Here is an 18,814-nt window from a genome sequence, read left to right on the forward strand (position 1 = left end):
GGGTTGTGCCCTAAGCCTGCGCCTTCGCCGTTGCCGGCCCCTTGATGTGCATCAAACGCGCCGCAGCGCCTGCCAACCGGCGGCGAACCCGGCTAGTCGCCGGCCGGCGCCCGGGCGCTGCGCATTTCCCGGGAGACCTGGTTCTGGATGGCGTAGGCCGGGTCTTCCAGGGCGCTGAAGTTGCGCACGTACTGGCGGGCGAAGCCGTCCACGCCCAGCTCGCGGTACTGCTGCACGTGCTTGAGCTCGTGGGCCCAGAGGGCCAGGTTGTGCAGCGCGTCGTCCTCGTTGCGGAACACCACCACGTCGATCAGCGTCACGGCGACCACGTCCTGGTTCTGCAGCATGGCGCTGGCGGCGTCGACGTCCTGGCCCTGGCCGACGCGATAGCGCACCGCCTGCAGCAGGTCGTCCGGGTACCAGGCCTGCAGTTGCACGCGCAGGTCCAGCGGCAGCGGCTGCACGCCGGCGGCCACCATGCGCTCGCGGGACTGGCTGAGCCACTGCGCCAGGGCGGGTGCCGCGACGTTGCGCGCATCTTCCTGGAGCACGCCGAACACCCCATCGGGGTCGGCCACGCAGATGCAGCCGCCCAGGCAGACCTCCGACTGCCCGGCCGGGCAGGCATACAGCGCCGCGCTGGCGCTGAGGCCGGCGGCAAGGAGCAGTGAAAGCAGCGGACGCGACGGACGGGACTTCGACAAGCGGGGCTCCTGGGTTCGGGCAGGCGGGCGAGTATACCCGCCTTGCTTCAGACAACGGCGGCGGGGGGTTAGCTCCCGGGAATGCCCCGGTGGTCAGCGGCGTTTCACGTAGGGCGCATAACGCCTATGGCGTTATCCGCCGTTTGGCCTTGGCTTCCGGCGGCGCCAGGGTTGACCTTGGCGTTGGCTATGGCCCCGGTGTATCGGCGGATAACCGCGAACGGTTATTCGCCCTACGGCTCCATGCAAGTACAGTCGTAGGGCCTTATCCGCGATAACCGGAGCCTCCGGCGCGGATCGCGGATAAGATCCGCTCCTACGCAACCCCACCCACGCCATTCCAATGTAGGAGCGCGCCCTGCGCGCGAATCGCGGGCAGGGCCCGCTCCTACAGGTTGACGCCGAACAGCCCCTCTCCCTCTGGGAGAGGGCTGGGGTGAGGGGTGCTCTAGGTCCCCTCCGGCCGCAACCTCAACGGATCCACCAACCCCGCCGCAATAGCCATCCCCACAAGGTCCGCCAGTGTCTGCGCCTGCATGCGCTTCATCACCCGCGCCCGGTACAGGTCCACGGTCTTCACGCTGATGTCCAGCTGCTCCGCCACCTCGCGGTTGGTGTAGCCGCGCACCAGCGGCAGCAGCACGTCGCGCTCGCGCGGGGTGAGCGCGGCGAGGCGTTCGTCCACCTCGCCCAGGCCGGCCTGCGAGGCGTGCTGGCGGGCGCGGGATTGCAGGGCCTGCTGCACGCTGTCGAGCAACAGTTGCTCGTTGTAGGGCTTCTCGATGAAGTCCAGCGCGCCGGCCTTGAAGGCGCGGATGACGATGGGCACGTCGGCATGGCCGCTGACGAAGATCACCGGCAGCTCCAGGCCGCGCCGGCGCATTTCCTCCTGCACGCTCAGGCCGCCCAGGCCGGGCATGCGCACGTCCAGCAGCACGCAGCCGTGGGCGTCGGCCGGGCAGGCTTCGAGGAAGTCGCGGCCGCTGGTGAAGGGCAGCGCCTTCAGGCCCACCGACTCGAACAGCCAGACGGTGGACTCGAGCATGCCCGGGTCGTCGTCCACCACGTACACCACCGCTTCTTGCGGTACTTCCATGCCCTGCTCCCGTGTTTTTTCCATCATGCCTTGCCCCCTTCGCCGGCCGCCGGCAGCCGGCACTCCAGGCGCAGGCCGTCGGCCGCCGGGCGCGCGTCCAGGGTGCCGCCGAAGCCTTCGACCATGCCGCGGCTCATCGACAGCCCCAGGCCCAGGCCGTCCGGCTTGCTGCTGTAGAAGGGCGTGAACATGCGCCCCAGCGTCTCTTCGTCGGCCCCCGGGCCGTTGTCTTCCACCCACACGCAGAGCCGGCCGTCCGCCTCCAGCGCCGAGCCGATGGCGATGGCCGAAGGCGCGCCGGCGTGGCGCTCGCGGTTGGCCTCGATGGCGTTGCGCAGCAGGTTCAGCAGCACCTGTTGCAGCAATACTCGGTCGGCGTAGACCGGCGGCAGATTCTCCGCCAGCGCCTGGCCGATGGCTACCCCGCCCTGCCCCGCTTCCCAGGCGCACAGGCCGAGGGACTCGCGCACCAGCTCGTTGACGTCCAGCGCCTGCAGGCGGCGCTGGCCCTTGCGCAGGAAGGCGCGCAGGCGGCGGATGACCTCCGAGGCGTGGTTGGCGTGCTCGGTGATGCGCGCCAGGCCCTGGGCCACGCGCTGCGCCGCCTCCGGGTTGCTGCCCAGGGCCGCCAGGTAGCGCTGGCTGGCCCCGGCGTAGTTGACCACCGCGGCCAGCGGCTGGTTGATCTCGTGGGCGATGCCCGAGGCCAGCTCGCCGAGGGTGACCAGGCGCGCGCTGTGGGCCAGTTCGTCCTGGTGGCGGCGCTGCTGGTGCTCGCGCAGTTCGCGCTCGGTCATGTCGCGGGCCACCAGCGAGTAGTAGCGCTCGCCGCCGGCCGCGCGGTGGCCCAGCAGCACCAGCGACACCGGCACCGGCGCACCATCGCCCAGCGGCCGCAACTGGCCCTCGGCGCGCCACACGCCCTGGCTGTCGGCCGCCTTCCAGCCCTCCTCCGCCAGGCGTTGCAGCAGGGCTTCGTCGAACAGCCCGGCAAGGCTTTCCGGCAGGCTATCCTCGCCCAGGTTCAGCGCCTTGCGCGCCGCCGGGTTGGCGTAGTTGGGGCGGGCGCCGGCATCGACGAACAGCACCAGGTCGGCGTTGGCCTCCACCACCTCGGCCAGGCGCCGGCGGTTCTCCTCGGCGCGCACCCGCGCGGTGATGTCGCGGGACACGCTGACCACCTCCACCACGGCACCGGTGTAGGTCTCGCGGATGGCGCGGCTGGCGGTCTCGAACCACAGGTAGTGGCCGTCGCGGTGGCGCAGGCGGTAGGTCAGGGTCGCGTAGCCGTCCTGTTCCAGGGCGTCGCGGGTGTGGCGGGCCACGCGCTTGCGGTCGTCCGGGTGCAGCAGCGGCAGCACCGACTGGCCGCGCATCTCCTCCGGCCAGTAGCCCAGCAGCGGCCAGGACGAGGGCGAGGCGTCGAGAATGACGCCGTCGAGGGTGCGCCGCGAAATCAGGTCGCTGGTGTTCTCGATGATCTGCCGGTACAGCCGCCGCGCCTGGGCCGCCTCGCGCTCGCCCTGGATCTGCGCGCTGGCCTCGCGGCCGCGCACCAGCACCTCGGCCTGGCCGGCGTCGGGGATGAAGCTCCAGAGAAAGTGCCGGCCGCCCTGCTCGCTGGGCGCGTCCTGCACCGCGCGGGCCTGGGCCAGGCAACTGCGCAGCAGCTCGCGGTGGTTGCTCGGCAGCAGCTCGCGCACGTCGTCCAGGCCCAGTTCGGCGGCCAGGCCATGCAGCGCCGGGTTGCCGTCGAGCAACTGCCCGTCGCCATCCAGCAGCAACGCCGGCAGCGGCTCGGCGGCCAGCAGCGGCGCGGTACGGCGTGCGCCGCCGGCCAGGGCCATTACTTCACCCAGCAGCTCGCCGACCCAACCCAGCCAGGGCGTGGCGGCGGCATCCCGCGCGGCCAGCAGCAACAGCCCGGGTTCTCCGCCCAGCGCCAGGTTCAACGCCAGGCCATGGCTCCAGCCGGCGCGGCGCAGGCGCCCGCCCAGCCAGCCGGGCAGCGCCAGCAGTTCGTCCAGGGGCATGTCGCGGCGGCCGGCGAAGGCCGCATGCAGGGCCTCGTCGTTGGCCTGCAGCGGGTCGCCGGCGCCCGGCGGCAGGCGTTCGTCGCCAAGCGCCTCGTAACTGCGCGAACGCGGCCGCCAGGCCAGGTAGAGCGCGCGCTCCAGGGGCGCGCGGGCGCGGCACAGGGCGAGCAGCGCGTCGGCCTGGGCGGCCGCCGGCGCGGGCTCGCGGAGCAGGCGCACCAGGGTGTTGAGTTCAGGCATGGAGGCAGTTCCGGGTGCTTTTATTGGAATATAGTATTTATACCATAAGCATATGGTTGTACTTCCATAACTATCTCGGCATTGCTATAAATCGCCCCATCAGCCGCCCGACCCGCCTGCGGGCAGCCAAGAACAATGAGCTAACAATCAGCCACAGGGTGTCCATATGTCGATCTTCGAACAGGGTCTCGCGCCTGCCTCGGTCAACCATACCGCGCTGACCCCGCTGAGCTTCATCGAACGCACCGCCAGCGTTTACCCCGACCGCACCGCCGTGATCCACGGCAGCCTGCGCCGCACCTGGCGCGAAACCTACCAGCGTTGCCGCCGCCTGGCCTCGGCCCTGGCCTGGCGCGGCATCGGCCGTGGCGACACCGTCGCGGTGATGCTGCCCAACACCCCGCAGATGCTCGAAGCGCACTTCGCCATCCCGATGATCGGCGCGGTGCTCAACACCCTCAACGTGCGCCTGGACGCCGAGGCCATCGCCTTCATGCTGCAGCACGGCGAGGCCAAGGTGCTGATCACCGACCGCGAGTTCCACGACGTGATCCGCGCCGCCCTGGGCATGCTCGACCACCCGCCGCTGGTGATCGACGTCGACGACCCGGAATACGGCGAGGGCGAGCCGGTCAGCAGCCTGGACTACGAGGCCCTGCTGGCCGAGGGCGACCCCGAGTACGCCTGGGCCTGGCCGCGCGACGAGTGGGACGCCATCTCGCTGAACTACACCTCCGGCACCACCGGCAACCCCAAGGGCGTGGTCTACCACCACCGCGGCGCCTACCTGAACTCGCTGGGCAACCAGATGACCTGGTCCATGGGCCAGCACCCGGTGTACCTGTGGACCCTGCCGATGTTCCACTGCAACGGCTGGTGCTACCCCTGGACGGTCACCGCGCTGGCCGGCACCCACGTGTGCCTGCGCCGCGTCGACCCGCAGAAGATTCTCACCCTGATCCGCGAGCACCGCGTCAGCCACATGTGCGGCGCGCCCATTGTGCTCAACGCGCTGATCAACATGCCCGACTCGGCCAAGGCCGCCATCGACCACCCGGTGCACGCCATGGTCGCCGGCGCCGCGCCGCCGGCCAAGGTCATAGGCGCTGTGGAGGAAATGGGCATCCGCGTCACCCACGTCTACGGCCTCACCGAGGTCTACGGCCCGGTCACCGTGTGCGCCTGGCACGAAGAGTGGGACGAACTGCCGCTGGACGAGCGGGCCAGGATCAAGTCGCGCCAGGGCGTGCGCTACCCGACTCTGGAAGGCGTGATGGTCGCCGATCCGAAGACCCTGGAGCCGGTGCCGCGCGACGGCCAGAGCGTCGGCGAGATCTTCATGCGCGGCAACACCGTGATGAAGGGCTACCTGAAGAACCCCAGCGCCACCGAGGAAGCCTTCGCCGGCGGCTGGTTCCACACCGGCGACCTGGCGGTGTGGCACCCCGACGGCTACGTGGAGATCCGCGACCGGCTGAAGGACATCATCATCTCCGGCGGCGAGAACATCTCCACCATCGAGGTCGAGGGCGTGCTGTTCCGCCACCCGGCGGTGCTGGAAGCGGCCGTGGTGGCGCGCCCGGACGAGCGCTGGGGCGAGACGCCGTGCGCCTTCGTCACCCTCAAGGCCGGCCATGCCGACACCGAGGCGGCGCAGGTCATCGCCTTCTGCCGCGAGCACCTGGCCGGCTTCAAGGTGCCCAAGACCGTGGTCTTCACCGAGCTGCCGAAGACCTCCACCGGCAAGGTGCAGAAATTCGTCCTGCGCGACTGGGCCCAGAAGCTCTGACCTCCCCTTCCCACTTGCGATAGCGCCCCGGCCAAACCGGGGCGCCGAGGTACATTCATGCCCGACTACAAGGCTCCGCTGCGCGACATGCGCTTCCTGCTCACCGACGTGTTCGACGCCCCGGCCCTGTGGCGCCGCCTGCCGGCCCTGGCCGAGCGGGTGGACGCCGACACCGCCGAGGCCATCCTCGAAGAAGCGGCGAAGATCACCGGCGGCCTGCTCGCCCCGCTCAACCGCAGCGGCGACGAGCAGGGCGCGCAATGGAAGGACGGCGCGGTGAGCACCCCGGCCGGCTTCCGCGAGGCCTACGCCACCTACGCCGAGGGCGGCTGGGTCGGCCTGGCCGGCAACCCGGACTTCGGCGGCCTGGGCATGCCGAAGATGCTCTCGGTGCAGTTCGAGGAAATGGTCTACGCGGCCAACGCCAGCTTCGCGCTCTACTCCACCCTCTCCGCCGGCGCCTGCCTGGCGCTGGACGCCCACGCCAGCGAGGCGTTGAAGCAGAAGTACCTGCCGGCCATGTACGAAGGCCGCTGGGCCGGCTCCATGTGCCTGACCGAACCCCACGCCGGCACCGACCTGGGGCTGATCCGCACCCGCGCCGAGCCCCAGGCCGACGGCAGCTACAAAATCAGCGGCACCAAGATCTTCATCACCGGCGGCGAGCAGGACCTGACCGAAAACATCATCCACCTGGTGCTGGCCAAGCTGCCCGACGCGCCGGCCGGCTCGCGGGGCATCTCGCTGTTCCTCGTGCCGAAAGTGCTGGTGGGCGACGACGGCTCCCTCGGCGCGCGCAACCCGGTCAGTTGCGGCTCCATCGAGCACAAGATGGGCATCAAGGCCTCGGCCACCTGCGTGATGAACTTCGACGGCGCCACCGGCTGGCTGGTCGGCGAGCCGAACAAGGGCCTGGCGGCGATGTTCACCATGATGAACTACGAGCGCCTGTCCATCGGTATCCAGGGCATCGGCTGCGCCGAGATGTCCTACCAGGCCGCCGTGGGCTACGCCCGCGAGCGCATCCAGAGCCGCGCCCCGACCGGCCCGGTGGCCAAGGACAAGGCGGCCGACCCGATCATCGTCCACCCGGATGTGCGCCGCATGCTGCTGACCATGAAGGCCCTGACCGAGGGCGGCCGCGCCTTCGCCACCTACCTCGGGCAGCAACTGGACATCGCCAAGTACGGCGACGACGCCGCAGAACGCGCCCGCGCCGAAGGCCTGGTGGCGCTGCTCACCCCGGTGGCCAAGGCCTTCTTCACCGACACCGGGCTGGAAAGCTGCGTGTACGGCCAGCAGGTGTTCGGCGGCCACGGCTACATCCGCGAATGGGGCCAGGAACAGCTGGTGCGCGACGTGCGCATCGCGCAGATCTACGAAGGCACCAACGGCATCCAGGCCCTGGACCTGGTCGGGCGCAAGGTGCTGGCCAACGGCGGCGAGCTGCTGGCGCTGTTCGCCGGGGAAATCCGCGCCTTCGCCGAGGCCGCGGCGGATGACGAGTTCAGCGCGCCGCTGCTGGAAGCCCTGGAGCAGTTGGAAGCCCTCACCCGGCAACTCCAGGAGCGCGCCAAGGAAAACCCGCGCGAACCCGGCGCCGCGGCGGTGGACTACCTGCACCTGTTCGGCTACACCGCCTACGCCTACATGTGGGCGCGCATGGCCCGCGCCGCCAGCGGCCACGCCGATGACTTCCACCAGGGCAAGCTGGCCACGGCGCGTTTCTATTTCGCCCGCCTGCTGCCGCGCACCCAGTCCCTGGCCAGCGCGGTGCGGGCTGGCAGTGAAAGCCTTTATGGGCTGGAGGCCGAGCAGTTCTGATTCCCTGTTGAGCGTGTTGCGCGGCCAGTCCTTCGGGGTGTGCCGCGCTTTTTTATTTCGTAGGAGCGAGCTTGCTCGCGAACGGTGTTCTGCCGGTCGTGGGTGGTGCCTGTGCTGAAGAGCACCCTCTCCCTAACCCTCTCCCTGAAGGGAGAGGGGACCGTTCGGCGTGCGTTGGTGTTTCGGCGTTAGCCGGCTAGCACGGAGATTGCCGGTTGAAACCCAGCCTCCTCTCGGCACGGACAAGCCCCCTCTCCCTTCAGGGAGAGGGCTGGGGAGAGGGGACGGCGTTAATCCCGAACACTGTTGTTACCGGCTGGCACCATTCGCGAGCAAGCTCGCTCCTACCCCCCAAACCCCGGCGTAGAATAACCTCCCCAGCGACCCACCGACGCCTCCCATGCCCCTAGACGACCAAACCCTCCGCGACATCTCCCGCCTCACCCTGCAGCACTACCAGGCCACCGCCGAGGCCTTCCGCGAAGGCACCCGCGACCACGACGTCAGCCAGAACATCGCCGCCCTGCTGCGGCACATCCATGGCGAGCCGCCCTTTGCCCTGCTGGATTTCGGCTGCGGCCCCGGCCGCGATCTGTGCACCTTCAAGGCCCTGGGCCATGCGCCGGTGGGCCTGGACGGCTGCCCGAACTTCGTGGAAATGGCCCGCCAGGCCAGCGCTTGCGAGGTGTGGTTGCAGGACTTCCTGGCGCTGGACCTGCCGGCGGCGCGCTTCGATGGCATCTATGCCAACGCCAGCCTGTTCCACGTGCCGCGCCAGGAACTGCCACGGGTACTGGGCGAGTTGCGCGCGGCGCTCAAGCCCGGCGGCGTGCTGTTCGCCTCGAACCCGCGCGGGGACAATGCCGAGGGCTGGAACGGCCCGCGCTACGGTGCCTATCACGACTGGGAAAACTGGAAACAGCTGCTCGAAGCGGCGGGCTTCGAGCAGCTGGAACACTACTACCGGCCCGCCGGGCTGCCACGCGAGCAGCAGCCCTGGCTGGCCAGCGTGTGGCGGCGCGTCGGCTAGCTGCCCTTGGCGGCCCAGGCGTTGAAGCGCAGTTCCAGCTCCTCGCCGTGGTCCACCCAGAAGGCGAAGTCCACCGGCACCGCCTGCTCCAGGTTGGCCGGCGCGGTGTTCAGGCGCTCCACCAGGGCCGGGTCAAGCAGCGCGGTGGTCTTCTTGTTGACCGAGCCATAGCCCAGCTTCACGGTGTGGATCTTCTGCTGCTCCGGGCGCAGCGAGAAGGCGATGAAGTCCTCCGCCGCCTGCTTGTTCGGGCTGCCCTTGGGGATGGCCCAGGAATCGATGGCGTAGAGGCTGTCGTTCCACACCACCTTCATCGGCGCGCCCTCCTCCTGGGCGGCGAACACCCGGCCGTTGTAGACGGTGCTCATCACCACGTCGCCGCTGGCGAGGAACTGCATGGGCTGGGCGCCGGATTCCCACCACTGGATCGACGGCTTGATCTGGTCCAGCTTGCGGAAGGCGCGGTCGACGCCTTCGGGGGTGGCCAGCACCTTGTAGATGTCCTGCCGGGGTACGCCGTCGGCCAGCAGGGCGATCTCCAGGCTGTACTTGGCGCCCTTGCGCAGCGCGCGCTTGCCGGGGAATTTCTGCGTGTCCCAGAAGTCCGCCCAGCCGGTCGGCGCGGTCGTCAGGCGCTTGGCGTCGTAGGCCATGGCCATGGACCACACCAGCAGGCCGGCGCCGCAGTCAGAGATGGTGCCCGGCACATAGTCGGCGACATTGCCCAGGCGCGCCGGGTCCAGTTGTTCGAACAGGCCCTCGTCGCAGCCGCGCAGCAGTTCCGGGCCCTCGACCTGGACCACGTCCCAGTTGACGCTGTGGGTGTCGACCATGGCCTTGATCTTGCCCATCTCGCCGTTGTACTCGCCGGCGATCACCTTGTTGCCGGTGGCCTGCGTGAAGGGCTTGTAGAAGGCTTCGGTCTGCACATCCTTGCTGGTGCCGCCGAAGGAGATCACGCTCAGGTCGGCCGCCATGGCGCCGGACGCCAGGCCCATGAGCAGGGCCGCCGCTATCGGGTTCTTCATTTCCACCTCTTGGCTTTGTTGTTGGCAGATTGCAAGCACGCTAGGCGCCCGGCCTCTGCGGACCGGGACGCACGCAAAAGGGATCAGCTGCGGTAGTCGGCCGCGCCGTCCTCGATCAGGCGCAGGGCCGACTCCCAGGCCAGCAGATGCAGGCCGCCGGCCAGGGCTTCCTCCTCCTGCACGGCGACGCGCTCGCGCACCGCTTCGGGCGGGTAGCGCAGTTGGCGGCCGCCGGCCAGGGCCTGGACCTGGGCCTGGCAGGCGCGTTCGAGGAAGTAGATCTGGTTGAAGGCCTCGGCGATGCAGCGCCCGGTGGCCAGCAGGCCGTGGTTGCGCAGGATCATCGCCATGTGCGGGCCGAGGTCGCGGACCAGGCGCGAGCGCTCGTCCGGGTCCAGGGCGATGCCCTCGTAGTCGTGGTAGCCCAGGCGGTTGTGGTACTTGAGCGCGTGCTGGCTGATCGGCAGCAGGCCCTCTTCCTGGGCCGACACGGCGATGCCGGCGGCGGTGTGGGTGTGGATCACGCAAGCCACGTCCGGGCGCGCGGCGTGCACCGCCGAGTGGATGTTGAAGCCGGCGCGGTTGACGCTGCCCGGGCCGAAGCGCGGGTCGATGACGTCGCCGGCGTGGTCGACCTTGACCAGGTCGGAAGCGCGCATCTCGTGGAACATCACGCCGTAGCGGTTGATCAGGTAGTGCCCCGGCTCGCCCGGTACGCGGGCGGAGATGTGCGTGTCGATGTGGTCGGTCCAGCGGAAGTGCGCAACCAGCCGGTACAGCGCGGCGAGGTCGCAGCGCGCCTGCCACTCTTCGGCGGAAATACTCGCGGGGTCGATGTTGTAAGCTGTGTCGCGCATGGCAATTCCTTGTCATCAGGCTTGCGCGGCTTGGCTGCCGCGTCGTGCCCCGCAGTGTGCTGGGCCGCCCGCCCGGCCGCCATGCACAGGGGCGCTGGAGTGCCTGCAGTGCTGTTATGGCCGCGCGGCCTGTACAGTTTCCGTTTCCCTTCCACCGGACGCTTCGATGCTGTTGCTCGACCCCACTAGCGAAACGCCCCTGGTCACCCAGATCGTCGACGGCATCGCCCAGGCCATCGACGAGCAGCGCCTGCGCCCCGGCGCCAAGCTGCCCTCCATCCGCCGGTTCGCCCAGACCCACGGGGTGAGCCACTTCACCGTGGTCGAGGCCTACGACCGCCTGGTGGCGCGCGGCTGCCTGAACGCCGTGCCCAACGCCGGCTTCTACGTGCGCGGCCCGCTGCCCGGGGAGACGGCCGACGAACAGGCCGCGCCGGAATTCGACTTCGACGCCCACCTGCTGCTGCACAAGGTGTTCCAGCCCCTGGGCATGGAACTGCGCCCCGGCGTCGGCCTGCTGCCCGAGCACTGGCTGGATAGCGAAGGCCTGCTGCGCGGCCTGCGCACCCTGGCCCGGGAGGAACCGGCGCAGTTCGGCAACTACGGGCACAGCAAGGGCAACCCGCGCCTGCGCGGCAAGCTGGCCGACCGCCTGGCCGACGCCGGGGTGGCCGCCAGCCCCGAACAGGTGCTGCTCACCAGCGGCGCCAGCCAGGCCCTGGACCTGGCCGTGCGCTACCTGGTGCAGCGCGGCGACCCGGTGCTGGTGGACGAGCCCGGCTACCACAACCTGTTCCTCAACCTGCGCCTGCAGGGCGCCAACCTGCTGGGCGTGCCGCGCAGCGCCGACGGCCTGGACCTGGAGCGCCTGGAGCAGCTGGTGCGCGAATACCGGCCCAAGGTCTACTTCACCCAGGCGCGGCTGCAAAGCCCCACCGGCGCCAGCCTGTCCCTGGCCGCCAGCCACCGCCTGCTGCAACTGGCGGAGAAGTACGACTTCCTGATCGTCGAGAACGACATCTACGCCGACCTCGACCCCGCCGGCCAGCTGCTGCTGGCCAACCTCGACCAGTTGGCGCGGGTGATCTACATCGGCAGCCTGTCCAAGGTCATCGCCCCGGCGCTGCGGGTGGGCTTCATCGCCGCCCACCCAGAGCTGATCGAGGAACTGCTGCCGCTGAAGATGGTGGCCGGCCTGACCAGCTCGGAACTCACCGAAACCCTGGCCCTGGACATCCTCCTCCAGGGCCGCCAGCGCAAGCACGTGCGCCAACTCCGCGAACAACTCGGCGAGGCCCACGACAGCGTGGCCCGGCGCCTGGAGGCGGCGGGGCTGGAACTGTTCCACGAACCGCGCGCCGGCCTGTTCCTCTGGGCCCGCCACCGCGCGGTGGCCGACGCCACCCAGTTGGCCGAACGGGCCAAGGAAGCGAAGATCCTGCTGTTCCCCGGCCAGTTGTTCATGCCCGACGGCCGCCACGTGCCCTGGCTGCGTTTCAACGTCGCGCACTCCCAGGACGAACGGCTCTACGCCTTCCTCTCCCGCCAGGACGAGCTTTCGTAGGATGGGTTGAGCGGAGCGATACCCATCACCCTGGCCGATGGGTATCGCAAGCTCAACCCATCCTACGAAGAGCGCCCCGGTCCAGCCGCCAAGACACCGGCGGATATCGCCAGGCGCCGCGCCAGCGCTTAGACTTGCCGCCCATCATGAACCAGCCAAGAGAACAGCATGGGCGCCCAGTGGAAAGCCAAACATAAGGAAGCCGCCGCCAACGCCAAGGGCCGCGTCTTCGGCAAACTCGCCAAGGAAATCATGATCGCCGCGCGCAATGGCGCCGATCCGGACATGAACCCGAAACTGCGCCTGGTAGTCGAGCAGGCCAAGAAGGCCTCGATGCCGCGCGACACCCTGGAGCGCGCCATCAAGAAAGGCGCCGGCCTGCTCGACGGCGGCGCCAGCTTCGAGCGCGTGGTCTACGAAGGCTTCGCCCCGCACCGCGTGCCGGTGATCGTCGAATGCCTGACCGACAACGTGAACCGCACCGTGGCGGAAATCCGCGTGCTGTTCCGCAAGGGCCAGCTGGGCGCCTCCGGCTCGGTGGCCTGGGACTTCGACTACCTGGGCCTGGTCGAGGCCACCCCGGCCAGCAGTGACGCCGACGCGGAACTGGCCGCCATCGAGGCCGGCGCCCAGGACTTCGAGCCGGGCGAGGAAGACGGCGACACCCTGTTCCTCACCGACGCCACCGACCTGGACGCCGTCTGCCGCGCCCTGCCTGAGCACGGTTTCACCGTCGCCTCGGCCAAGCTCGGCTACAAGGCGAAGAACCCGGTGAGCCTGTCCGGCGCGGAGCTGGAGGAAGTCGAAGCCTTCCTCGACGCCCTGGACGGCAACGACGACGTGCAGAACCTCTACGTCGGCCTGGCCTGACGCCACACGCCGGGTTCCCGGGGGCGTAGGGCGTATAACCGTTCGCGGTTATACGCCGTTTCACCCTTTTCATCGCCAACGCCATGGCTGAGCCATGGTGATGGGTATCGCTTCGCTCAACCCATCCTACGGGACAAGCGGATCTCATCCGCGAAACGCAGCGCAATGCCCAGGCTCGCCCCCAAGCGGGGTTCGACCAAGGCCAAACGGCGGATAACGCGGAGCGTTATTCGCCCTACGCGCCCCGTCCCATCAGAACCGCCTGGCTCGCCTCGGCCTTCTCGCGGAGGAAGTCCCAGGTGGTGCGCATCCGCGCGATGTCCTTGAGCTCCGTGGGCATCAGCATCCAGAAGGTCCGCACGAACTCGATCTCGCCCGCCAGCACCGGCTGCAGGCTCGGGTCCTCGGCGGCGGCGAACGCCGGCAGGATGGCCAGCCCGGCGCCCTCGGCCACCGCGCGCTGCTGGGCCAGGATGCTGGTGCAGCGCAGGGCCATGTGCAGCGGCCGGCCGATCTCGTCCAGGTACTGCAGCTCCTTGCTGTACAGCAGGTCGTCGACGTAGCCCACCAGCGCGTGCTTGCGCAGGTCGTCGCGGTTGCGGATCGGCCCGCGCTCGGCCAGGTAGTCCCCGGCCGCGTACAGGCGCAGCACGTAGTCGGTCAGCCGGGTGATCAGGTAGGGCCCGCGGCCGGGGCGCTCCAGGGTGATGACGATGTCCGCCTCGTGGCGCGACAGCTGCAGCGCCCGCGGCACCGCCAGCAGGTCCACGCCCAGGTGCGGGTGGCGGCGGTTCAGCTCCACCAGCTGCGAGGTCAGCAGCGTCGAGCCATAGCCTTCTGTGGCGCCGATGCGCACCTTGCCCGAGAGGTTGTCCTCGGCCCCGGCCAGGCGCTTCTCGATCACCTTGCAGGCGCTTTCCATGGCCTCGGCCTGGGGCAGCAGGCCGTGCCCGGCCTCGGTCAGCCGATAGCCGGAGGGCTCGCGCACCAGCAGCTGCGCGCCGATGCTCTTTTCCAGCGCCTGCAGGCGCCGCGCCACCGTGGTGTGGTCCACGCCCAGGCGCCGCGCGGCCACGGTGAGCTTGCCGGCGCGGGAGAGTTCGAGGAAGAAACGCAGGTTGTCCCAGTCCATCGCCGGCTCCGAGTGTGCAAAAACGCAGAGCATGCTTGCACATCACCGCATTGAATTCATCAAAAATGCACTGCTAGGATCAATCCAACCTCCTTGAGGTACGCCCCAAGGCCCATAACAACAAACCGCCGCAGGCTGGGAGTTCCGATGAGTACCACCACTACTGCCGTTCCCACGGTCAAACTCTTCATCGACGGCAAGCCCGTCGAGTCCACCAGCAGCGAATGGCGCGAGGTGATCAACCCCGCCACCCAGGAAGTCCTCGCCCGCGTGCCCTTCGCCACCGCCGAGGAAGTCGAGCGCGCCGTGGCCAGCGCCAAGGCCGCGTTCAAGACCTGGAAGAAAACCCCGATCGGCGCCCGCGCGCGCATCTTCCTCAAGTACCAGCAGCTGATCCGCGAGAACATGAAGGAACTGGCGGCCATCCTCACCGCCGAACAGGGCAAGACCCTGCCCGACGCCGAAGGCGACGTGTTCCGCGGCCTGGAGGTGGTCGAGCACGCCGCGGCCATCGGCAACCTGCAGCTGGGCGAGCTGGCCAACAACGTGGCCGGCGGCGTCGACACCTTCACCCTGCTGCAGCCGCTGGGCGTGTGCGCCGGCATCACCCCGTTCAACTTCCCGGCGATGATCCCGCTGTGGATGTTCCCCATGGCCATCGCCACCGGCAATACCTTCGTCCTCAAGCCCTCCGAGCAGGACCCGATGGTGACCATGCGCCTGGTCGAGCTGGCCCATGAGGCCGGCATCCCGCCGGGTGTGCTCAACGTCATCCACGGCGGCCCGGACGTGGTCAACGCCATCTGCGACCACCCGGACATCAAGGCCGTGTCCTTCGTCGGCTCCACCCGCGTGGGCACCCACGTCTACAACCGCGCCTCGCTGGCCGGCAAGCGCGTGCAGTGCATGATGGGCGCCAAGAACCACGCCGTGATCCTGCCCGACGCCAACAAGGAGCAGACCCTCAACGCCATCGCCGGCGCGGCCTTCGGCGCCGCCGGGCAGCGCTGCATGGCGGTTTCCGTGGCCATCCTGGTGGGCGAGGCCAACGAGTGGATCCCGGACCTGGTGGCCAAGGCCAGGACGCTCAAGGTCAGCGGCGGCACCGAGGCCGGCACCGATGTCGGCCCGCTGGTCTCCTGCGCCGCCCTGGACCGCGTCAGCGGCCTGATCGAGCGCGGCATCCAGGAAGGCGCCAAGCTGGAGCTGGACGGCCGCAACCCGCAGGTGGCCGGCTATCAGAAAGGCAACTTCGTCGCCCCCACCATATTCTCCGGCGTCAGCGCGCAGATGAGCATCTACCGCGAGGAAATCTTCGGCCCGGTGCTCTGCGTGGTCTCGGTGAAGACACTGGACGAGGCCATCGAGCTGATCAACGCCAATCCCAACGGCAACGGCACCGCCATCTTCACCCGCTCCGGCGCCGCCGCGCGGCACTTCAAGGAAGAGATCGACGTCGGCCAGGTGGGCGTCAATGTGCCCATCCCGGTGCCGGTGCCGCTGTTCTCCTTCACCGGCTCGCGCGGCTCCAAGCTGGGCGACCTGGGTCCCTACGGCAAGCAGGTGGTGCAGTTCTACACCCAGACCAAGACGGTCACCGAACGCTGGTTCGACGAGAACGAAGTGGGCGGCGCGGTGAACACCACCATCCACCTCAAGTAAGCCACCCAACCCCGCCCGCGCGCCCCGCCGGCCAGGCCCCCCAGCAGGAAGCAGCGGGGCCACAGGCCACGCGCGGTGCGGGCCCTGTTCCCGACAACGACAACAAGGGGAAACCCCATGCGCATCGGCTTCATCGGACTCGGCAACATGGGCGGCCCCATGGCCGCCAACCTGCTCAAGGCCGGCTTCGACCTGAGCGTCTTCGACCTTTCCAGCGCCGCCGTGCAGGCAGCTGTAGCCCAGGGCGCCAAGGCCGTGGCCTCGCCGGCGGAACTGGCCGGCGCCGACGTGGAAGTGATCATCACCATGCTGCCCGCGGCGGCCCACGTGAAGCAGGTCTACCTCGGCGCTGAGGGCCTGCTGGCCAAGGTGCAGCCCGGCGTGCTGCTGATCGACTCCTCCACCATCGACCCGCACAGCGCCCGCGAGGTCTCGGCGGCGGCCCAGGCCCACGGCAACCCGATGCTCGACGCCCCGGTCTCCGGCGGCACCGCGGGCGCGGCGGCCGGCACCCTGACCTTCATGGTCGGCGGCGAGGCGGCCGACTTCGAACGCGCCAGGCCGGTGCTGGCGGCCATGGGCAAGAACATCGTGCACTGCGGCGGCGCCGGCAACGGCCAGGTGGCCAAGGTGGCGAACAACCTGCTGCTGGGCATCAGCATGATCGGCGTGGCCGAAGCCATGTCCCTGGGCGTGAAGCTGGGCATGGATGCAGAAGTGCTGGCCGGCATCATCAACACCTCCAGCGGCCGCTGCTGGGCCTCGGAAGTGAACAACCCGCTCACCGGCGCCCCGGCGGCGCGCGGCTACAGCGGCGGCTTCGGCACCGACCTGATGCTCAAGGACCTGGGCCTGGCCAGCGAGGCCGCCCGTCAGGTGCGCCAGCCGGTGCTGCTCGGGGCGCTGGCGCAGCAGCTGTTCCAGACGTTCAGCAACCAGGGCAATGGCCAGCTCGACTTCTCGGCGATCGTGAAGCTGTATCAGGAGGGGTGAGATCCTCTGCTCTCGTAGGAGCGAGCTTGCTCGCGAATGGAGTCAACCGGCGGTGGTGGTGCTTTGGGTTGACTCCGCACCCTCTCCCCAGCCCTCGGCTGCGCGCCCCGCCCTGAAGGGAGAGGGGGCTTGTCCGTGCCGAGAGATGGCCTGGTTTCAGCCGGCAATCTCTGCGCTAGCCGGCTGACTCCAGAACATCAACGTCTGCCCAACGGTCCCCTCTCCCTTCAGGGAGAGGGTTAGGGAGAGGGCGCTCTTCAGCCCAGGCACCGCCCCAGCCGGCAAGCACCGTTCGCGAGCAAGCTCGCTCCTACAAAAGCTCCATTCCCCTCCCGCACTCTGCGAAATTTCACACCCGACCTTTCCATTGAGCCCCTACAAAACCAGCCGGTAGGCTCTGCCCGTCACGGTCAATGCCGTGACACGGGTGTAGCAACCCGGATAGCTAAGGCGCGGTAGCGCCAGGCATCTCGATGCGCTGGCGCTTTTTCTCGCTTCTGTGGCGGGCCGCGCGGGGCAGGCTTTGGCCTGGCCGGTTCCTTGGCTCCGGTTTGCTACCCCCGCGCGGCCCGCCTCCCATTCCGGAAGGCGGTTCCTCACCCACTCGAGGAGCAATGGACATGCAATTTCCGGCCATCCGTGTGCATCGCCCTGCTGCCTCTCATCCGGAGGCAGACGATGCCTGACATGATCCCCCTCACCACCCTTTCCCAACCCCACGAGGACGTGCTCTACGTCAACCTGCAGGCCCCGGTGGACCATCTGATGGGCACCGCCGAACGCCGCCTGGAATCCCTCAGCGTGCTGCTGCGCCTGCTGGAAGACAGCGCCGACGAAATGCCCATGCCTTTGGGCGTAGCGCGCCTGTCCGCCAGCCTCGCACCGCTGCTGGAAGAAGCGCGACAGCTGTACGAACTGGCCGAACGCAAGGCCCGGCAGGTACAGACCGGCGCCTGAGCCCACGGCGGAGGGCGCTGCGCCCTCCGCCCCCGCTGCCCCCGGCGGCCATCTCGGCTATGATGCGCGCTCTCCGTGTCCCCGCCTGGAAGCCCGCGCATGATCCTCCGCCCGCAAACCCCGACACTCTGGGTGCTGCTGTTCTCCCTCAAGGGCTCGATCATCCCGGCCATCTGGCGCAAGGTGCTCTACACAGTGCTGCTCAGTTCGCTGGTGGTGGCCACCCACGGTACCCTCTACCACTACAAGGTGGTGATCACCTCCACGCCCTTCACCCTCTGGGGCCTGACCCTGGCGATCTTCCTCGGCTTCCGCAACAACGTGGCCTACCAGCGCTTCTGGGAGGCGCGCACACTCTGGGGCGAACTGCTGGTGGTGTCGCGCAACCTGGCGCGGCAGAGCCTGTCGCTGCTGCCCGGCCTGGACGACGCCGGACGCCGCCTGCTGGCCCAGCGCCTGGCCGCCTTCGCCTACGTGCTGCGCGACCAGTTGCGCGAGCGCCCGCAAAGCGAAGACGCCCGCCGCCTGCTCGGCAGCGAACTGGCCGACGCCCTGGCGCACACGCCCGGCCCGGCCAGCGCCCTGCTCGCCCGCCTGGGCCGCGACTTCGCCGAAGCCGGCCGCCGCGCCAACGCCAGCGACATGCTGCTGGCCAACGTCGACCAGCAGGTCAGCCGCCTGTCCTACGTGCTCGGCGGCTGCGAGCGGATCAAGGGCACGCCCATCCCCTACCCCTACATCCTGATGCTGCACCGCATCGTCCATGTGTACTGCTTCCTGCTGCCGTTCTGCCTGGTCGACAGCATCGGCTGGTTCACCCCGCTGGCGGTGTGCGTGCTGGCCTATACCTTCTTCGGCCTGGATGCCCTCGGCGACCAGATCGCCGACCCGTTCGACACCCAGCCCAACGACCTGCCGCTGGACGCCATGAGCCGCCACCTGGAGATCGCCGTCATGGAGATCCTCGGCGAAAGCGAGCTGCCGGCGCCGCTGGAGCCGGTCGACGGCCTGCTGCTCTGATCCGCGAGGACA

Annotated in this window: 15 protein-coding genes; 9 read left to right on the forward strand and 6 right to left on the reverse strand. The window is 69.2% G+C overall.

Annotated features, from left to right (window positions below; translation table 11 throughout):
* Positions 1-92 precede the first annotated feature (92 nt).
* The 3 genes from PM1_RS16710 to PM1_RS16720 form a co-directional block, all read right to left on the reverse strand.
* Positions 93-704: an eCIS core domain-containing protein gene (locus PM1_RS16710; protein WP_009620018.1), complete on the reverse strand. Its 612-nt coding sequence runs from the start codon at positions 702-704 to the stop codon at positions 93-95.
* Between the two features lie 448 nt (positions 705-1,152).
* Complete coding sequence (locus PM1_RS16715) at positions 1,153-1,800, reverse strand: response regulator transcription factor (RefSeq protein ID WP_009620017.1); 648 nt, start codon at positions 1,798-1,800, stop codon at positions 1,153-1,155.
* Positions 1,801-1,823: 23 nt separating this feature from the next.
* The gene (locus tag PM1_RS16720) at positions 1,824-4,076 is read right to left on the reverse strand and encodes a PAS domain-containing sensor histidine kinase (protein WP_009620015.1); all 2,253 of its coding nucleotides are present in this window, start codon (positions 4,074-4,076) and stop codon (positions 1,824-1,826) included.
* 166 nt (positions 4,077-4,242) lie between these two features.
* On the opposite strand from PM1_RS16720, the gene PM1_RS16725 reads away from it, so the two are divergent.
* The 3 genes from PM1_RS16725 to PM1_RS16735 all read left to right on the forward strand — a co-directional run bounded on the left by PM1_RS16725 (position 4,243) and on the right by PM1_RS16735 (position 8,719).
* Complete coding sequence (locus PM1_RS16725; protein WP_009620014.1) at positions 4,243-5,865, forward strand: acyl-CoA synthetase; 1,623 nt, start codon at positions 4,243-4,245, stop codon at positions 5,863-5,865.
* Between the two features lie 57 nt (positions 5,866-5,922).
* Complete coding sequence (locus tag PM1_RS16730; RefSeq protein ID WP_009620013.1) at positions 5,923-7,689, forward strand: acyl-CoA dehydrogenase C-terminal domain-containing protein; 1,767 nt, start codon at positions 5,923-5,925, stop codon at positions 7,687-7,689.
* 400 nt (positions 7,690-8,089) lie between these two features.
* A complete protein-coding gene (locus PM1_RS16735) occupies positions 8,090-8,719 on the forward strand; it encodes a class I SAM-dependent methyltransferase (protein ID WP_009620011.1) in 630 nt (209 codons plus the stop codon).
* Here the strand turns inward: PM1_RS16735 and PM1_RS16740 are convergent.
* Together PM1_RS16740 and PM1_RS16745 are read right to left on the reverse strand one after the other, a co-directional pair.
* Positions 8,716-9,747: an ABC transporter substrate-binding protein gene (locus PM1_RS16740; protein WP_009620002.1), complete on the reverse strand. Its 1,032-nt coding sequence runs from the start codon at positions 9,745-9,747 to the stop codon at positions 8,716-8,718. The two genes, PM1_RS16735 and PM1_RS16740, sit on opposite strands and share 4 nt — an antisense overlap.
* Before the next feature lie 83 nt (positions 9,748-9,830).
* Positions 9,831-10,604: a class II aldolase/adducin family protein gene (locus PM1_RS16745; protein WP_009620001.1), complete on the reverse strand. Its 774-nt coding sequence runs from the start codon at positions 10,602-10,604 to the stop codon at positions 9,831-9,833.
* 166 nt (positions 10,605-10,770) lie between these two features.
* Between PM1_RS16745 and PM1_RS16750 the strand changes: the two genes are divergently transcribed.
* Together PM1_RS16750 and PM1_RS16755 are read left to right on the forward strand one after the other, a co-directional pair.
* A complete protein-coding gene (locus PM1_RS16750; protein ID WP_009620000.1) occupies positions 10,771-12,168 on the forward strand; it encodes an aminotransferase-like domain-containing protein in 1,398 nt (465 codons plus the stop codon).
* 168 nt (positions 12,169-12,336) lie between these two features.
* Entirely contained in the window at positions 12,337-13,038 is a 702-nt protein-coding gene (locus PM1_RS16755) for a YebC/PmpR family DNA-binding transcriptional regulator (RefSeq protein ID WP_009619998.1), read from the forward strand.
* Positions 13,039-13,273: 235 nt separating this feature from the next.
* On the opposite strand, the gene PM1_RS16760 is transcribed toward PM1_RS16755, so the two are convergent.
* On the reverse strand, positions 13,274-14,170 hold the full coding sequence (locus PM1_RS16760) for a LysR family transcriptional regulator (RefSeq protein WP_009619997.1): 897 nt from the start codon (positions 14,168-14,170) through the stop codon (positions 13,274-13,276).
* Positions 14,171-14,317: 147 nt separating this feature from the next.
* On the opposite strand from PM1_RS16760, the gene PM1_RS16765 reads away from it, so the two are divergent.
* From PM1_RS16765 to PM1_RS16780, 4 genes are all read left to right on the forward strand, one after another.
* The gene (locus tag PM1_RS16765) at positions 14,318-15,832 is read left to right on the forward strand and encodes a CoA-acylating methylmalonate-semialdehyde dehydrogenase (RefSeq protein WP_009619995.1); all 1,515 of its coding nucleotides are present in this window, start codon (positions 14,318-14,320) and stop codon (positions 15,830-15,832) included.
* Between the two features lie 117 nt (positions 15,833-15,949).
* Positions 15,950-16,825: a 3-hydroxyisobutyrate dehydrogenase gene (gene mmsB / locus PM1_RS16770; protein WP_009619993.1), complete on the forward strand. Its 876-nt coding sequence runs from the start codon at positions 15,950-15,952 to the stop codon at positions 16,823-16,825.
* A gap of 678 nt (positions 16,826-17,503) precedes the next feature.
* The gene (locus PM1_RS16775) at positions 17,504-17,782 is read left to right on the forward strand and encodes a hypothetical protein (RefSeq protein WP_009619991.1); all 279 of its coding nucleotides are present in this window, start codon (positions 17,504-17,506) and stop codon (positions 17,780-17,782) included.
* Positions 17,783-17,881: 99 nt separating this feature from the next.
* Positions 17,882-18,802: a bestrophin family protein gene (locus PM1_RS16780; RefSeq protein WP_009619989.1), complete on the forward strand. Its 921-nt coding sequence runs from the start codon at positions 17,882-17,884 to the stop codon at positions 18,800-18,802.
* The last annotated feature ends 12 nt before the right edge of the window (positions 18,803-18,814 follow it).

It is taken from the genome of Pseudomonas sp. M1, assembly GCF_022760135.1.
GTDB classification, from domain to species: domain Bacteria; phylum Pseudomonadota; class Gammaproteobacteria; order Pseudomonadales; family Pseudomonadaceae; genus Pseudomonas; species Pseudomonas citronellolis.